This is a genomic window from Dictyoglomus sp. LHC4 (assembly GCF_055181355.1).
In genome coordinates this window covers 1,358,965-1,375,766 of record NZ_CM143707.1, presented here as the reverse complement: position 1 = coordinate 1,375,766, position 16,802 = coordinate 1,358,965, and the positions used below count along the sequence as shown (strand labels likewise).

13 protein-coding genes, 2 tRNA genes and 1 other RNA gene are annotated in these 16,802 nt (G+C 30.6%); all 16 read left to right on the top strand.

All coding sequences use genetic code 11. The features are described 5' to 3' along the window. Window positions 1-12 precede the first annotated feature (12 nt). Complete coding sequence (locus ACY3JO_RS06905; protein WP_463084282.1) at window positions 13-1,365, top strand: TrpB-like pyridoxal phosphate-dependent enzyme; 1,353 nt, start codon at window positions 13-15, stop codon at window positions 1,363-1,365. Window positions 1,366-1,471: 106 nt separating this feature from the next. After that, window positions 1,472-1,546: transfer RNA gene (locus tag ACY3JO_RS06900), tRNA-Ile, on the top strand. Between the two features lie 556 nt (window positions 1,547-2,102). Then, a tRNA-Val gene (locus tag ACY3JO_RS06895) sits at window positions 2,103-2,178 on the top strand. A 623-nt stretch (window positions 2,179-2,801) separates the two neighbouring features. Then, window positions 2,802-4,658 (top strand): glycoside hydrolase family 127 protein, encoded by a 1,857-nt coding sequence (locus ACY3JO_RS06890; protein WP_463084281.1) that lies wholly within the window; start codon window positions 2,802-2,804, stop codon window positions 4,656-4,658. 66 nt (window positions 4,659-4,724) lie between these two features. Further along, a complete protein-coding gene (locus ACY3JO_RS06885) occupies window positions 4,725-5,441 on the top strand; it encodes a zinc ribbon domain-containing protein (RefSeq protein WP_463084280.1) in 717 nt (238 codons plus the stop codon). 312 nt (window positions 5,442-5,753) lie between these two features. Next, an RNA gene (gene rnpB, locus ACY3JO_RS06880) (RNase P RNA component class A) lies at window positions 5,754-6,122 on the top strand. Between the two features lie 170 nt (window positions 6,123-6,292). Beyond that, entirely contained in the window at window positions 6,293-6,733 is a 441-nt protein-coding gene (mraZ, locus tag ACY3JO_RS06875; protein WP_463084279.1) for a division/cell wall cluster transcriptional repressor MraZ, read from the top strand. Further along, entirely contained in the window at window positions 6,721-7,614 is an 894-nt protein-coding gene (rsmH, locus tag ACY3JO_RS06870) for a 16S rRNA (cytosine(1402)-N(4))-methyltransferase RsmH (RefSeq protein ID WP_463084278.1), read from the top strand. Before mraZ ends, rsmH begins: the two co-directional genes overlap by 13 nt. Next, the gene (locus tag ACY3JO_RS06865) at window positions 7,611-7,916 is read left to right on the top strand and encodes a hypothetical protein (RefSeq protein ID WP_463084277.1); all 306 of its coding nucleotides are present in this window, start codon (window positions 7,611-7,613) and stop codon (window positions 7,914-7,916) included. Before rsmH ends, ACY3JO_RS06865 begins: the two co-directional genes overlap by 4 nt. A gap of 20 nt (window positions 7,917-7,936) precedes the next feature. Further along, a complete protein-coding gene (locus ACY3JO_RS06860; RefSeq protein WP_463084276.1) occupies window positions 7,937-9,490 on the top strand; it encodes a peptidoglycan D,D-transpeptidase FtsI family protein in 1,554 nt (517 codons plus the stop codon). Next, window positions 9,487-10,977, top strand: coding sequence for a UDP-N-acetylmuramoyl-L-alanyl-D-glutamate--2,6-diaminopimelate ligase (locus tag ACY3JO_RS06855; protein WP_463084275.1), 1,491 nt, complete (start codon window positions 9,487-9,489; stop codon window positions 10,975-10,977). The genes ACY3JO_RS06860 and ACY3JO_RS06855 overlap by 4 nt, the downstream gene beginning before the upstream one ends. Then, window positions 10,967-12,364: a UDP-N-acetylmuramoyl-tripeptide--D-alanyl-D-alanine ligase gene (locus ACY3JO_RS06850; protein WP_463084274.1), complete on the top strand. Its 1,398-nt coding sequence runs from the start codon at window positions 10,967-10,969 to the stop codon at window positions 12,362-12,364. Before ACY3JO_RS06855 ends, ACY3JO_RS06850 begins: the two co-directional genes overlap by 11 nt. Next, window positions 12,361-13,299 carry a phospho-N-acetylmuramoyl-pentapeptide-transferase gene (mraY, locus tag ACY3JO_RS06845; protein ID WP_463084273.1) on the top strand — a complete coding sequence of 313 codons (939 nt, stop codon included), beginning with the start codon at window positions 12,361-12,363 and terminating at the stop codon, window positions 13,297-13,299. The genes ACY3JO_RS06850 and mraY overlap by 4 nt, the downstream gene beginning before the upstream one ends. Further along, on the top strand, window positions 13,284-14,654 hold the full coding sequence (gene murD, locus ACY3JO_RS06840; protein WP_463084272.1) for a UDP-N-acetylmuramoyl-L-alanine--D-glutamate ligase: 1,371 nt from the start codon (window positions 13,284-13,286) through the stop codon (window positions 14,652-14,654). The genes mraY and murD overlap by 16 nt, the downstream gene beginning before the upstream one ends. Then, the gene (locus ACY3JO_RS06835) at window positions 14,641-15,726 is read left to right on the top strand and encodes an FtsW/RodA/SpoVE family cell cycle protein (RefSeq protein WP_463084271.1); all 1,086 of its coding nucleotides are present in this window, start codon (window positions 14,641-14,643) and stop codon (window positions 15,724-15,726) included. Before murD ends, ACY3JO_RS06835 begins: the two co-directional genes overlap by 14 nt. Further along, the gene (locus tag ACY3JO_RS06830; RefSeq protein ID WP_463084270.1) at window positions 15,723-16,802 is read left to right on the top strand and encodes a UDP-N-acetylglucosamine--N-acetylmuramyl-(pentapeptide) pyrophosphoryl-undecaprenol N-acetylglucosamine transferase; all 1,080 of its coding nucleotides are present in this window, start codon (window positions 15,723-15,725) and stop codon (window positions 16,800-16,802) included. Before ACY3JO_RS06835 ends, ACY3JO_RS06830 begins: the two co-directional genes overlap by 4 nt.

The window sequence follows — 16,802 nt, the reverse complement described above, 5'->3', positions numbered from 1 at the left end:
GGTTTTTAATGTATGAGTCAGTATAAGTATATTTTAGAAGAGTCAAAACTTCCTAAGGATTGGTACAACATTATACCTGATCTTCCTTTTCCGCTACCTCCTGTAGTTCATCCTGCAACATTACAGCCTGTTAAGCCTGAAGATCTTGCACCTATTTTTCCCTTGGAGTTAATTAAACAAGAAGTGAGTCAAGAAAGGTATATTCCTATTCCTGAAGAAGTGTTAGATATTTATAAGCTTTGGAGACCCACACCTTTGTATAGAGCTGTAAATTTGGAAAAATATTTAGATACTCCAGCACATATATATTATAAATATGAAGGGGTTAGTCCTCCAGGAAGCCATAAACCAAATACTGCAGTAGCTCAAGCTTTCTACAATAAACTGGAAGGTGTAAAAAGATTAACTACAGAGACTGGAGCAGGCCAATGGGGCTCTGCTTTATCTATGGCATGCAATTTCTTTAAGTTAGAATGCAAGGTATATATGGTTAAAGTAAGTTATTATCAGAAACCTTATAGAAGATCCTTAATGGAAATATGGGGTGCAAAGGTTGTACCAAGCCCAAGTCAAGATACGGAAGCTGGAAGAAGAATTTTAGAGAAAGATCCAGATTCTCCTGGTTCATTAGGTATCGCTATTAGTGAAGCAGTAGAAGATGCAGTTAAAAGAGATGATACAAAATACTCACTTGGTAGCGTACTTAATCATGTACTTTTACATCAGACCATAATTGGAGAAGAAGCTTTGTTGCAGATGGAAATGGCAGAAGAATTTCCTGATGTGATTATAGGATGTGTGGGTGGGGGAAGTAATTTTGCAGGTCTTTCTTTTTCTTTTGTAAGAGAAAAATTTAAGGGTAAAAAGATTAGAATTATTGCTGTAGAACCCGAATCTTGCCCAAGTCTTACAAAAGGTATATATACATATGATTTTGGTGATGTGGCTAAAATGACCCCTCTTTTAAAGATGTACACACTTGGACATAATTTTATTCCTCCTTCTATTCATGCAGGAGGTTTACGTTATCATGGAATGGCACCTTTGGTAAGTGCTCTTTACCATAATGGATATATTGAGGCTGTAGCATATCCTCAAACAAAAGTATTTGAAGCAGGAGTTCTTTTTGCAAGGACGGAGGGTATTGTACCAGCACCAGAATCTTGCCATGCTATAAGAGCAGCTATTGATGAGGCTTTGGATGCCAAGGAAAAAGGAGAAAGAAGAGTAATATTATTTAACCTTAGTGGTCACGGTTTCTTTGATCTTTCTGCCTATGATCAATATTTAACAGGTAGACTGGAAGATTATTCTTATCCCAAGGAAAAGGTTGAAGAAGCACTTAAGGATCTACCTAAGATTTAAGCTATTTGAAGAGGGGAGAATTTAAGATTTCTCCCCTCTACTTTTTAAATTACACTTAAGCTCTTGAAATTTATAGAAGAATATAATATAATTTTCGTTGAAAGTTGGGCCCGTAGCTCAACGGCAGAGCAGCCGGCTCATAACCGGTTGGTTCTAGGTTCGAATCCTGGCGGGCCCACCATTTTTTATTTTTATGTAATTTTCATTATAAATCCTTTTTGATTTTAGTTAATGGATGAAAGGAAAGAAGAAGATAAATATTCTTTTTGTAAAACACTTTAATTAGTGAAAGAGTTTTAAATGAAAACCCAATTTTAGCCTCTAAAAAGGTAGGCAAACCTTAATCCCATAGTGATGTATTTATCGTTTTATCTTTGGCTGTTTTAAACTCTACATATCATTATAAGGTTCAAAAAGTTGCAACGGAGATTTTACATGAGTTAATTAAGAAAGTTGGGAAAGTATTTTTTTCAAAGAAAAGAAGTGAGATAGAAGGGGTTAATAGTTAATGGAACTAGATTTGGTTATAGAAAAGTATGTATTTGAGTGACTCTGTGGGACATCTTAAAAACTTTCATTACTTGTTATAGAACTTATATAATTTGGGGTATATGGGAGAATGGGAAAAATGATAAGATATTTGTAGATTCTAATACTGTATTTTAGAATTTCCGGAAGGTTCCTTTATAGTTATTGACAAAAATTTCTTTTTGTATTACTTTATCATTAGCAAACTTGGGCGGATAGCTCAGCGGTTAGAGTGCCTGCTTCACAAGCAGGAGGTCGTAGGTTCAAATCCTACTCCGCCCACCATCTTTAATTAATTTTAATTACTATTGACCCAAATCTGATCCATATTTTCTATTCTTAATTTTATATAATATATATTAGAATAAGCAGAAAAAAGCTAAAAAATACCATACTTTTTGGATTCATGGGTAATGAAAGTGTAGGAATTATAATTTCTACAAAGAGTTAAAAATAAACTTAAAGATTTGAAAAAAATGTACCTGAAATAAAGAAAGAAAATAGTAAAAGAGATATGGCTATTAAAGCAAAACATATTTTTCTATAGGTAAAACAATTTGAATTGAGAGATTTATTAGATGTAATCAAAGATGTTCTTAATGAAGAAGACCCATTATTTCTTTTATAAGACCATTAACGATTGAAAACATAGAAAAAATATCTAAAATAAAAGTTTCAAAGTTAACTCTTACTAAAATGTCAGAGATAGATGAAGACATGTGATTTTAAATCATATATATTGAATAGCTAAACTTTTCTTAGAAAAAAAGAGTTCTTTTAGTGAGATCATAAAAAGGTTACCTGAAGTTTTTAATCCTCTTTTTGACAAGACTTTGGAAAAACGTAAAATAATTAAAGAGAAAGCTAATAAAATTTTTCAATAAATCAATAATAAAAGGGAACAGAAGATGAATAGAAGCTTTGTAATTGATACTACAAAGAGTCCATATGCGAGATTAAAGACAATACCTATATCCTCTGTAAAGGTATCTGGTTTTTGGGGGAAAAGAATAATAACACTACACGATGTTACCTTACCAGAGCAATATAGACTATTGGAAGAGACACAAAGATTTTACAACTTTAGAAGAGCAGCAGGAAAAGTAGAAGGGGACTATTATGGTTTTTTCTTTAATGATACAGATGTATATAAATGGCAAGAAGCAGTATCATTTTCCTTTGCATCTTATGGAAGAGATGAAAATTTAGAAAAGATATTAGATCAAACCATAGAGGAAGTAGCAGAAGCCCAAGATGAAGACGGATATTTAGATGCCTATTTTACCTTTGAAAGAAAAAGGTACAGATGGACAAACCTAAAAGACATGCATGAACTATATTGTGCAGGACATTTAATACAAGCAGGAATTGCGCATCACAGATCAACGGGAAAAGACACTTTGTTAGACATTGCAAAAAGATTTGCGGACCATATAGACCATGTATTTGGGTCAGACAAAAAAGAAGGCACATGTGGACATCCCGAGATAGAGATGGCACTTGTAGAACTATACAGAGAGACAGGAGATAAAAGATACTTAAATCTTGCAAAATTCTTTATAGATGAAAGAGGAAGAGGACTAATAGGCGGAGAAACATATCACATAGACCACAAACCATTCAGAGAACTCACCGAAATTATAGGACATGCAGTAAGAGCCTTATATCTAAACTGTGGAGCTACAGATCTCTATTTAGACACAGGAGAAAAAGAGCTAATGGAGGCATTAGAAAGATTATGGAAAAATTTTGTAGAAAGGAAGATGTATATAACAGGAGGTGCAGGAGCAAGACATGAAGGAGAAGCCTTTGGAGAAGAGTACGAACTACCAAATATTACAGCATATGCAGAGACATGTGCAGCAATAGGAAGTTTCATGTGGAATTTTAGGATGCTACTTGCAAAAGGGGAAAGAAGATTTGCAGATATAATGGAACAAACATTATACAATGGATTACTATCAGGGATATCTCTGAATGGTAAAGAATACTTTTATGTAAACCCATTAGAAGACAATGGAGAACACAGAAGAAAGCCATGGTTTGCATGTGCTTGTTGTCCACCAAACATAGCAAGATTAATAGCATCAATACCGGGATACTTTTACACTACATCAGAAGAAGGAATATGGGTTCATTTATATGGAGAGAATGAAGCCAAAATTCCATGGGGAGATAAGGAGATAAGACTCATAGAAAGGACTAATTATCCATGGGGAGGGAATATAGAGTTTGAAATAAAAGCAGAAGGAGAATACAAAATCTTTTTAAGGATACCGAGCTGGGCAAAGGGCTACACGATAAAAATAAATGGAAATCATTTAAATACAAAGGAAATAAAAAATGGATATATAGAGATAGAGAATCAATGGAATGAAGGGGACAAAATAAATTTAAGATTACCCATGGAGATAGAAATAATAGAGAGCCATCCAAAGGTAAAAGACAATATAGGGAAAGTAACGATAAAGAGGGGACCAATAATTTACTGTATGGAGCAGGTTGGCAATTCATGGGGAGATCCAAGATACATGGAAATTTCTGAGTATAATTTAAAAGCAGAGCTATCAGAGATTCTTGGAGGAATAGTTACGATAAAAGGCAAGGGAAAGATTGTAAACAGAAGAATTTGGGAGAACAATTTATATTTACCGAAGGAAGAAGTAGAAAGAAACAAAAAAGAGGTAGAATTTATAGCCATACCATATTATGCATGGGCAAATAGAGAAAAAGGTCCTATGACAGTTTGGATAAGAAAAGGATAGATTATAATAAAATGATATACTTTAAATGATATACTTTATATAAATAAAAAATTTTAGGGAGAAAGTATGAGGAGAGAAATAATACCAAGTTTATTGGAAATTCAAGAATTAATGTTACAACTAAAAGATTATGAAAGAAGGCTTAAAAATTTGGAATTAGAATTTGAAAACTATCTCAATGAAAATCTTAAGGTGATTAATGATAAAGAAGAAGAGTTAAGAAAGATCATTGATAATTTTAAGTTAATTAGAGATCAGCAAAAGGAAAAGGAAGATAAGGTTGTAATATATAGGGAAAAACTATCTCAGGAGGAAAAAAGGAGCTTAACTTTAAAAAATCCTAAAGAGGTAATGCATGTTGAAAAGGAAATTGAAAACCTAAAGAAACAAATTACTAATCTTGAAGATGAAATATTAAATTTAATGATTCAGTCAGAAGAAATAGATTTAAGGAAAAAAGATGTAAGTTTAGAATTACAAAAAATGAAAGAAGAGTTTGAAAAAAAGAAGAAAATATTAGAAAATGAAATAAATTTAGTTAAAGATGAGATAAGGAACTTATCTAATAACATTTCTGAGAAAAGGTCTAAGATACCTGAGCAAGATTTGATTGAGTTTGATAATCTATTAAAATCTAAAAATAGTAGAGCAATTGCCAGAGTTATAAATAAAGAAATATGTGAAGGGTGCAGACTTTCGATACCTAAAGCTGTTTTAGAAAAGGTTAAAAAAGGTGATATTGTAAATTGTCCAAATTGTGGTAGAATTTTATGGTTGGAATAATATTATTAAGGTAGGAAATTTATGGAATTAATATTATTACTTTTTGCAATCTTGATATTATATATAGGTGATAGAGTTATTAAATATTTAACAACTCCTCGATGTCCTAATTGTGGTAAAGTTTTGAATGTACGTTATAAATTAATCAAAGCTCCGACAACTATTGAAGATGGAATAGAAGAAAAGACTTTATACTGTGAATGCGGATACGAAAGGAAAGTAACATATAAAGTTCCTTACTGGAAAATAGTTAGGAAAGAAGGACTTAGAGGTTTTGAAGTTGTACCTTGGACTAAATTGTATGAGAGGGAAGAAGTAGACCAGGCAACCGCGGAATCGAAAGATTCCGAGGAAAGTCCGAACACCACAGGGCAGGGTGCTGGGTAATACCCAGTCAGGGTAACCTGAAGGAAAGTGTCACAGAAAACAGACCGCCCATATAAGGTTAATGAAAATCCTTATATGGGTAAGGGTGAAAAGGTGAGGTAAGAGCTCACCAGTAGGAAGGGTGACCTTCCTGGCTTGACAAACCCCACCCGGTGCAAGGCCAAATAGGAGGGGTTGAGGTGGCCCGCCGACCCTCGGGTTGGCCGCTTGAGGTAAGGAGTAATCCTTACCCTAGATAGATGGTTGCCGCTCCTAAAAAGGGGAACAGAATTCGGCTTATGGTCTGCTTCTTCCCTCTTGGCATTTATTAAACAAAATTTGAACAAAAGTTAGGCATTAATTTAACCAGTCTTAATAAACCCTTGTTGCATCATATTTAACTCTTATTTCTATTTGTTAAGGATTACATTGTATAATTGTGTAAAAAGGTGGTAAAAAGTGGGAATTTTGTGGGGGATATTAAATTGTTTTGTGGGGAATATCATTATTCTTTAGATGAGAAAGGGAGGATAGTTATACCTACAGTTTTTAGACAACTATTGGGAGATACTTTTTATATAACAAGAGGCTTTGAAAAATGTTTAAACATTTATACTATTGTGGATTGGAATAATTTCTCAGAGATAATAAGTAGTTTTTCTCCTACGGATGATTATATAAGAAGATTATGTAGGTTTTGGTTTTCAGGCTCTGTACAAGTTACAACAGATAAGTTGGGCAGAATTCTTATTCCCTCTTTTCTTATCGAATATGCCCAACTTAATAGAGATGTGGTTATTGTAGGGGCTGGTAAACATATAGAGATTTGGGCAGAGGAAAAGTGGAAAGAAATTAATAGAGAAGAAGATTTAATGAATAATATGAACGAAATAAATGAAAAGATAAAGGACTTATGGAAGAGATAGAAATTATACATAAATCAGTTATGCTTGATAAAGTGTTATATTACCTTAAGGTGACACCTGGAAAAATCTATATTGATGCTACTTGTGGACTTGGGGGACACAGTAGTGCCATATTGAGAGAATTAAATAGATCAGGGTTACTAATAGGTATAGATAGAGATATAGAAAGTTTAGAAATAGCTAAAAATAGGTTGAAAATTTATGGAGATAATTTTGTACTTTTTAATACAACGTTTGATAGAATTCCAGAAGTTTTAGAAAAGCTAAATATAGCTAAGGTTGATGGTATCTTATTTGATCTTGGTTTCTCATCATATCATATAGAGAGAAGCAAGAGGGGTTTTTCCTTTCAAAGGCCTGAGGAACCTTTGGATATGAGATTTTCTAAAGATGACTCTTTAACAGCTGAATATATTTTGAATAATTTTTCTGAAGAGGAACTTGCAGAAATTTTTTACAAATATGGTGAGGAACCCAACGCCTACAAGATAGCAAGGAAAATAGTAGAAAGGAGGAAAATAAAACCCTTAAAATGTGTGGAAGATTTGTTAGAAGTTATAGGGAAAAATATCCAAAATTATAAAAGGCATCCTGCAACCCGTATATTTCAAGCATTGAGAATAGCTGTAAATAGAGAATTAGATCTTTTAGAAAGGTCCTTAGAAATTACACCTCATATTCTTAATCCGCAAGGAAGAATTGTAGTTATAACCTACCATTCCTTGGAAGATAGAATTGTAAAAAATTTTTTAAAGAATAACAGAGATAAATTTGAAGTTATTACTAAAAAGCCAGTAGTACCTTCAAAAGAAGAGATTGAAAATAATAAGAGGGCAAGGAGTGCAAAGTTGAGAGTGGGGGAAAGGAGGGTGGAAAGTTGAAACAATTTTTAGTAATTATATTGTTTTTTTTAGTGTTTTTAAGTACAGTTTTTTTAAATGTAAAAGTTTCAACTCTTAAAAGTGAAATAACAAAAATAAACAGAGAAATAGATAACTTAGAAAAAGAAAAAGTATACTTGGAAACAAGAATTCAGTCATCTTTAAGTATTAAAGATATAGAAATTAAGGCTCAAAAATTGGGTTTAACTTATCCTAAAAATGTAGTAGAAATAAAAGTTTATAATGGTAGTGTGGCAGAGGTAATAAGTGAGAAGTACTACGCAGCTTCTTTAGAACAATAAATATGATAATATAAGTTGTTATGAATATTATAAGAGCACGAATATTTTTAACTTTTTGGATTATAACAATTTTTTTTATTGAAATATTTGTCATTACACTCCAGTTAGGAAGGGATATATCTTACCCCCAAACAAGGACAAAAGATAGGGGGATTATATTAGATAGAAATGGGGAAGAGATTGTATTTAATATTAAAAGGAAATCTTTAACTATTAATCCTAAAGGTATTGAGAGTAAAGAGAGAAAAAAAATAATATCCATACTTTCCAATAATCTTAAACTTTTTTCAGATGAACTTTACAAAAAGATAAATCTTCCATATGAATTTGTCTGGATTAAAAGAATGCTCTCTGATGAAGATGTTAAAAGAATAGAAAAATATGTTGATAATAAAAAGATTATTTTTATAGATGAACCTTATAGGACTTATCCTATGGGAATAGGAATTTCAAATCTTATTGGTTTTGTCGGAGTTGATAACCAAGGACTATCGGGATTAGAGGCATATCTTGATTCTTACTTAAGAAATGGATATAGTATTTATCTTACTATAGATAAAAATCTTCAAGAGCTTTTGACTATGTATTTAAGAGAATACATGAAAGAGTATAATGCAGATGGTGCTTTTGGTGGAATTATGGATTTAAATACAGGAGAAATTATTGCCCTAACTACTCTTCCTGAAATTGATTTAAGTAGAAATCTTGATGAAATAATAGAACAGAATAATAGATTTAGAAATCTTTTAAATACTGTTTTAGAACCTGGATCTCTCTTTAAAGTAGTTACAACTGCTATTGTATTAGAAGAAAAATTGGTAGATGAAAATTTTTCTGTCTACTGTAAAGGAGAAGAAATAATTGACGGTTATAAAGTAAGATGTACAGAGCATCATGGATTAGTAAATATAGAAGATGCTTTAGTTAGATCCTGTAATATATATTTTTATTATTTAGCAAAAAAGATACCTGCATCTATCTGGGAAAAATATTTTAAACTCTTAGGGTTAGATTCTGATATACCATTAGATGTGAAGATATTTTCTGGAGATACAATTTTACCTGATGTTAAAAGTAGTATTGTTATGCATGGTACGTTAGGTTTTGGACATGGTATTGGGATGACACCTTTGAAAATGTTATGGACTCTTAGTTTTGTAGGAAATAATGGGTTTTTAGTAAAACCTAAACTAATCAAAAAGATAGAAAATAATGGTAAAATTATATATACATCTAAATCAGAAATATACAGACAAGTTTTTTCTAAAGATACATCTTTGCAGACATTAAATTATATGTTTCAGGTAGTAAAGAGAGGAACTGCAAATATCCTAGCTGATCTAAATTATAAAATAGCTGGAAAAACAGGAACTGCTCAAATTTCTGGTAAATTTGGATATACATCTTATTACAATCACTTTTTCTTAGGTTACCTCTTTTTAGATGATAAAAAATATTGTATTCTTGTTATGTTAGATAAGCCAAAGAAAGGTAGGTTTGCAAGAGAAACAGTAGTACCTATATTTGGTGAGATTGTTAAAAAACTCTCTATATATGGGAGGTTAATAAATTGAAAAATTTGCAGAATATATTAGGTTATTTTAAAGAAGAAATAATTGATATTATAGGAAGTACTTCTCTATATATAGAAGGTATTAGTGTAGATTCAAGAAAGGTTAAAAATGATTATGTATTTTTTGCTTTGCCTGGAACTAAAGATGATGGGAAAAAATATATTGATCATGCAATATCAAATGGGGCTAAAGTAATCTTTTACAATGGTGATTTAAATTATGTAATAAAAGATGGAATAACTTATATTAAAGTAAATGATATATTCAAGGTTCTTGGGATTTTTTCTTCTTCTTTTTATGATTTTCCAAATAAACATTTAAAGATATTTGGAGTTACAGGTACTAATGGAAAGACTACTACTGCGAACTTAATCTACCATTATTGGAAATCAAAAGGTAAGAAATCAGGTCTTATAGGTACTATAGATTATAGAATAGATGATGAGATCTATCCCTCCAATTTTACAACCCCACAGCCTCATGAATTACAGGAACTTCTAAGGAAGATGGTAGATAAAAAAATAGAATATGTTTCTATGGAAGTATCATCTCATGCTTTAGCTCTTAAGAGAATTGAAGGATTAGAATTCAAAGGTGTTATATTTACCAATCTAACTCAAGATCACTTAGATTTTCATAAAACTATGGAAGAGTATTTTAATTCAAAGATGAAAATCTTTGATTATTTAGAGCAGGATGGCTTTGGAATTATAAATAAAGATAATGAATGGACAGGAAAAATAAATCTAAAACATAAAAAAATTTATTGGGTGTCTCTATATGATGAGAAAGCGGATATAGTACTTAAAAAAGTTTTTGTAAATAAAAAAGGAATGTTCATAGAAGCCATTACTCCTAAAGGTCAAATAGAATTGTCTACCAAGTTAAGAGGAAAATTTAATATTTATAATCTTCTTTTGGCTGTAGGTTTATTAATAGCAAGCGGTGAAAACTTAGATGATATTGGTAAATATTTAGCTACTTTTAAAGGAGTAAAGGGAAGATTAGAGTTTATAGAAGAGGGGCAAGATTTTAATGTAATTGTTGATTATGCTCATACACCAGATGGATTACTGAATGTTCTTGAGACAATTAAAGAGTTTACTAAAGGAAGGATAATTGTAGTGTTTGGATGTGGTGGAGATAGAGATCCTACAAAGAGAGATAAAATGGGTGAAATATCTGCTAAATTATCTGATTATGTGATAATAACTTCGGATAATCCAAGAACTGAGGATCCTTTAAAAGTCATTAGGGACATAGAGGCGGGGGTCAAAAGAGTTGGTTTTAGAAATTATGAGATTATAGAAAATAGAGAGGAAGCAATAAAAAAAGCCATAGAAATGGCAAAAGAAGACGATACTGTGCTAATTGCAGGTAAGGGACATGAAAACTATCAGATTATAGGAACCCAGAAATATCCATTTAGTGATCAAGAAGTAGCAAGAAAATATATAAAGGAGCGCCTATCAGGGTATGAAGATTAATCTTACTGTAGAAGAAATGCTAAAAGCTACAAAGGGATTTCTAATTAAAGGGAATTTAAGAGACGTAGTAAATAGTATATCTATAGATTCAAGAACAATTAAACCTGAAGATCTATTTATACCATTAAAAGGAGAGAAATTTGATGGACATGATTTTATAAACGAGGTAATAAGAAAAGGTGCAAAAGGCTTCATCTTTAGTAGAGATTTGGAGATTCCAGCGGAAGAAGTAATTGTTATAAAGGTAAAAGATACTCTTATAGCCTTACAAGATTTAGCAAATTATTATAGGAAAAAGATTAAGGCAAAGGTTATTGGAGTTACAGGTAGTAGCGGTAAGACTACCACTAAAAATTTAATTGGTGAATTGTTAAGTAAGATAGGAAAAGTTAATATAAGTAGAGAAAATTATAATAATGAAATTGGAGTTCCACTAACTATATTAGAAACGGAAATAGATACGAATTTCTTAGTTTTAGAAATGGCTATGAGAGGTAAAGGACAGATTAGAGAATTAAGTAAAATTGCAGAACCTGATGTAGGAGTCATAACTAATATAGGTTGGGCTCATATTGGAATTTTAGGTTCCAGAGAAGCGATTATGGAGGCAAAAGCTGAGATTTTTGATTATATTAATGATCAAGGTTATGCAATTTTAAATAGAGATGATGACTTAAGTATGTGGATTTTTGAAAATTTAAAATTAAATAAATATACCTTCGGGTTTAATGAGGAAAGTAATATAAGAGGGAAAATTTTAGATAAATTAGATGATAAAGTAAGAATGTCTATAGGTTTTCCAGATGAATCTAAGATTGAGATCTTACTAAATTTATATCCATTAAACATATATAGAAATGTCCTTTCTGCTTTTGGAGTATTGTGGATATTTTCTCCTAAATCTGTAAATAATTTTTCTTTTGTTAATTATGATTTGTCATTACCCAAACAGAGGTTGACTACTAAAAATACATATAAAGGGATTAAAGTTATTGATGATACATATAATGCAAATCCTGATTCTGTTAAAACAGCTATTGAGTACTTAGATATATTGCCTTCATATGGTAGGAAAGTCCTATTATTAGGGGATATGTTAGAACTTGGGGAATATAGCATTTCTGCACATAAAGAAGTAATAAAATATGCTATAGATAAGGATTTTTATTATTTATTGTTTTATGGCGAAGAGTTTAGTAAGGCTATTGATGATATGAAATCTGAATTAAAAGATATTCTTGATTCTAAAATTTTTTATACGAGAGATGAAAGAGAGATAAAGGATTTTTTAAGAGAAATTTTGAGACCTTATGACATTATTTTAATTAAAGGTTCAAGAGCTATGAAAATGGAAAATTTCATTAAGTTCATTGAGGAGGAAATATGAAAGAACTATTATTTTTCAGTATTGTTTCTTTCATATTTTCATGGTTTTTTTTAAATTACTGGATTAAACTTCAAAAGAATAAACAAATAGGCAAATATGTTAGAAAAGAAGGACCTTTATCTCATTTTTCTAAATCAGGAACTCCTATAATGGGAGGATTAATTTTTATAATTATTTCATTACCCTTTTTATTTATAAAAGAAACCTTTTTTATCTCTTTATCCACCATACTTTTTGGATTATTAGGACTTATAGATGATTTAAAACTACTCAGAAATAAAGATTATGGAATAAGACCTCTTAAAAAAATATTTCTATCTTTTGCTTTAACCTTGATACTGTTCTTTGCTTATGGTTTATTTTTTACTCCAGATTATAAGCTAAGTTGGGGCTCATACACTCTATTTAACTCAAGAATTATTTACTTTATATTATTTTTTTGCCTTTTTATCGCAGTACCTAATGCAGTTAATTTGACTGATGGCCTTGACGGATTAGCAGGTGGGACTACTTTAATTACTTTTTTAACCTTGTTAATTTATAAATTTTCTTATACTTCCTTACAAATAAACATATATATAGGTGTTATTATAGCATCTATCTTAGCCTTTCTTTGGTACAATATGCATCCTGCTGAAATATTTATGGGAGATGTGGGTGCTTTTTCCTTAGGAGGAGCAATTTCTGCCTTAGCTTTAACAAAAAGGGTAGAACTTTTAATGATCTTTTTAGGAGGTATTTTTTTAATAGAATCTTTATCCGTTTTTATACAAGTATTCTTTTATAAATGGAAAAAGAAAAGAATCTTTTTGATGAGTCCTCTTCATCATCACTTTGAGTTAAAAGGATGGAAAGAAACAAAGATAGTAGCAAGATTTAATATAATTCATATCATTATGATTGTAGGAGGAATTATTTTATGGATGTTAATTTAAATTTTAAAAAAGCTTTAGTTTTAGGGCTTGGTATAAGTGGTTTGAAGATTGCAGAATTTTTAAAAAATGAAGGCATAGATGTAATTGTGAATGATTATAAAAAAGAAGATAGTTTTAAAGATTTGATCCCTTTGCTTAAGGAAAAAGATATAGATTTCTTCTTTGGAGATCATCCAGTAGAACTTTTACAAGATATTGATTTATTAGTGTTAAGTCCTGGTATCCCGAAAACAAATCCTATTTATCAAGAAGCTATAAAAAGAAACTTAAAAATTGTTGGAGAAATAGAACTTGCTTATTGGTTTGCAAAGGTACCTATTATTGCTGTGACTGGAACCAAAGGAAAATCAACAACTACTACTTTAATAGGAGAGATCTTAAATGGAGCAAAGATAGATAATGTGGTGGCTGGTAATATAGGTTTACCATTTATAAGTGTTGTAAAAAATCTTGATAAAGGTTATTTTGTATTAGAAGTAAGCAGTTTTCAGTTGGAAGATATTGAGAGTTTCAGACCTTACATATCAGTTTTTACAAACATTTATCCCGATCATTTAGATAGATATGGTAGCATGAATGAATATATAGAGGCAAAGAAAAGAATTTTTATGAATCAAAAAAAAGAAGATTTTGCTATTATAAATTATGATCAAGATATTATTAGGGAAGTAGTCAAAAAGTACCCTGTAAATAAACTATACTTTAGTGAAAACCCAATTAAAGAGTATGGCATATATTTCGATAAAAATAAACTTATTTATCATACAGAGAACAAAGATGGTTTTATACATCCCTCTCCTAATGGGTTATGGAATAGTGTTTTACTAAAGAATTTTATGGCTGCATCTTTAGTAGGATTAATTCTTGGTATAGATGAAAAAGTTATTGAAGATGTGGGAAATAAGTTTAAGGGAATACCTTTTGCTCTAGAAAAAGTAGATACCATAAATGGAAGAGTATTTATTAATGATTCAAAGGCTACTAATCCAATTTCAACCGTATCAGCTATAAAAAGTATTAATAAAAGTATCTTATTAATATTGGGTGGAAGAAATAAGAATTTTGATTTTACCGAACTTTTTGAAAGTATAAAACAAAATGGCAATGTAAAGCATGTAGTTCTTATTGGAGAAACTAAAAATATAATGAGAGATTTAGCCAAATCTTATGATATATCATATGAAGAAGCAAATACATTAGAGGAAGCTGTTAAAAGGGCTTATTATTTATCAGATTTTGGTGATGTAATATTATTTTCTCCTGCTTGTGCAAGTTTTGATATGTTTGAGAATTATAAAGAGCGAGGTAAAGCTTTTAATAAGATAGTTGAGAGATTAAAAAATGAAAAAATATGATAGAATGATATTTATTTTATCATTGCTACTTTCCCTTATTGGGCTTCCAGTAATTCATACAGCGAGCTGGAAGTGGGCAAGTATTTCGCTCAATAACCCTTCTTATTTTTCTAAACACCAATTGATTTATTTACCTTTAAGTATTGGAATTGCATTTTTTATATCAATAATCCCGATAAGTTTTTGGAAAAAGTTTTCTTTTCCTTTCTTAATATTAGGTTTTTTAGGATTAATATTAGTTTTTATACCACCTTTTGGGAAAGTCTCAAGAAATGTTGCACGTTGGATTGAAATAGGGCCTATCCAGATTCAACCAGTTGAGATAATGAGGTTTACATGGATTATTTTTCTTGCTCAATTTTTATCTTTAAATAAGGATAAAAAATTAGAAAACATAAGGTTAATATGGATAATGATTTTTTTATTTTTAATAGCTTTTCTTCTGTATCTTCAACCTAATGTAAGTATGCTAATATTATTTTCTCTTTCAACCTTTATAATTCTCTTTATTTCTAATATGGATTATAAACAAACCACGCTTTTGGCTTTAATCTTGATCCTTTTTATAAGTATCTCAATATTAACTGGTGACTATAGGAAGCAGAGAATAGTTATGAGTGGATCATTTTTCCCCCTTTTTTCCACTTATCAGCAAAGTCAAGCTTTAAATGCAATAAAAGATGGAGGATTATTTGGAAAGGGTTGGGGTAGAGGTAGCTTGAAATTTTATATTCCAGAAGCATATAATGATTTCTTGTTGCCAGTAATCTTTGAGGAAGGAGGATTAATAGCTGGTACTTTTATTATTTTTATTTATGTTTTGTTAATTTTAACTATATTTTATTTATCTTTAAATATTTCGAAAAAAGATCTTTTTAGTGGGTTATTAAGTATGGGAATATTAGTTTTTTGGAGTATTGAAATTATTTTAAATATATTAATGAATATAGGTTTTTTACCTGTTATGGGTTTACCATTACCTTTTTTAAGCTTTGGAGGTTCTGCTCTAATAGTTAATTGGGCTCAAGTAGGATTATTAATGAAACTTGGAAGTATGGGTGATAGAAAATGATTAGTTTAGTTTTTGCTACTGGAGGAACAGGTGGGCATGTGATACCAGCCATTAATATGGCCGATTTTATTATTAGTAAAGCACCCCATTGGAAAATTATCTTTATAGGAAGAGAAAATAGTTTAGAAGAAAGACTTATAGTTGGGAAATATCGGTTTTATGGTCTTCCACTTAACAGAAGTACAGAATTAAAATCTACAAAGTTTTTATCCTCGGTGAAAAAAAGTATACATATTTTAAATGAAATAAAACCTGATCTTTTAATAGTATTTGGAAGCTACATTACAGTTCCAGTTTTGATCTCTGCTATTATTAGAAGATATCCTTTTTGGCTTCATGAGCAAAATGTTATTCCAGGAAGAGTAACTAAATTGTTTACTCCCTTTTCAACAGGTGTAGCAGTTACTTTTTCTGACACAAAAAAATATTTGGGAGATAGATCAAAAATTTTTGTAACTGGTAATTTTATAAAAACTGAATTATTGACTTTAGATAAAGAGAATTGTAAAAAAGAATTAGGGTTTCGAACAGATAGAAAACTTCTTCTAATTACTGGAGGAAGTCAGGGGGCAAGGATGATAAATATGGTAGTAAAAGAGATTATTCCTCAGATTTTAGAGAATGGTTGGCAGATACTTCATCAAATAGGTGAAAGAAATTATGTGGAATTTGTAAAAGATATCCCCCTTGAAGAATGGGTTAACAAAGGATATAATCCTGTTCCTTTCATAAAAAATATGGAGATTGCAATAAGGGCATCAGACCTTGCTATAAGTAGGGCTGGTGCTACAACCATTTCTCAGTTTTTGGTAGCAGGTTTACCTGCCATATATATTCCTTATCCACATGCGAAAGATAATCACCAAATATATAATGCAGAATTTGTAGTTAAGAGGGGAGGAGGAGAGATAATTTTCGAGAAGGATCTTAATCCTAATCTACTTTTTAAACATATTATGAATTGGGATGATAATAGGTTATTAGAAGCTTCTACTGCTTGTATTTCAATTTCTAATCCTTATGGTAGAGAATATTTTTGGAATTTGATTTTAGAGACATTAGAAGGGAGGAACTAA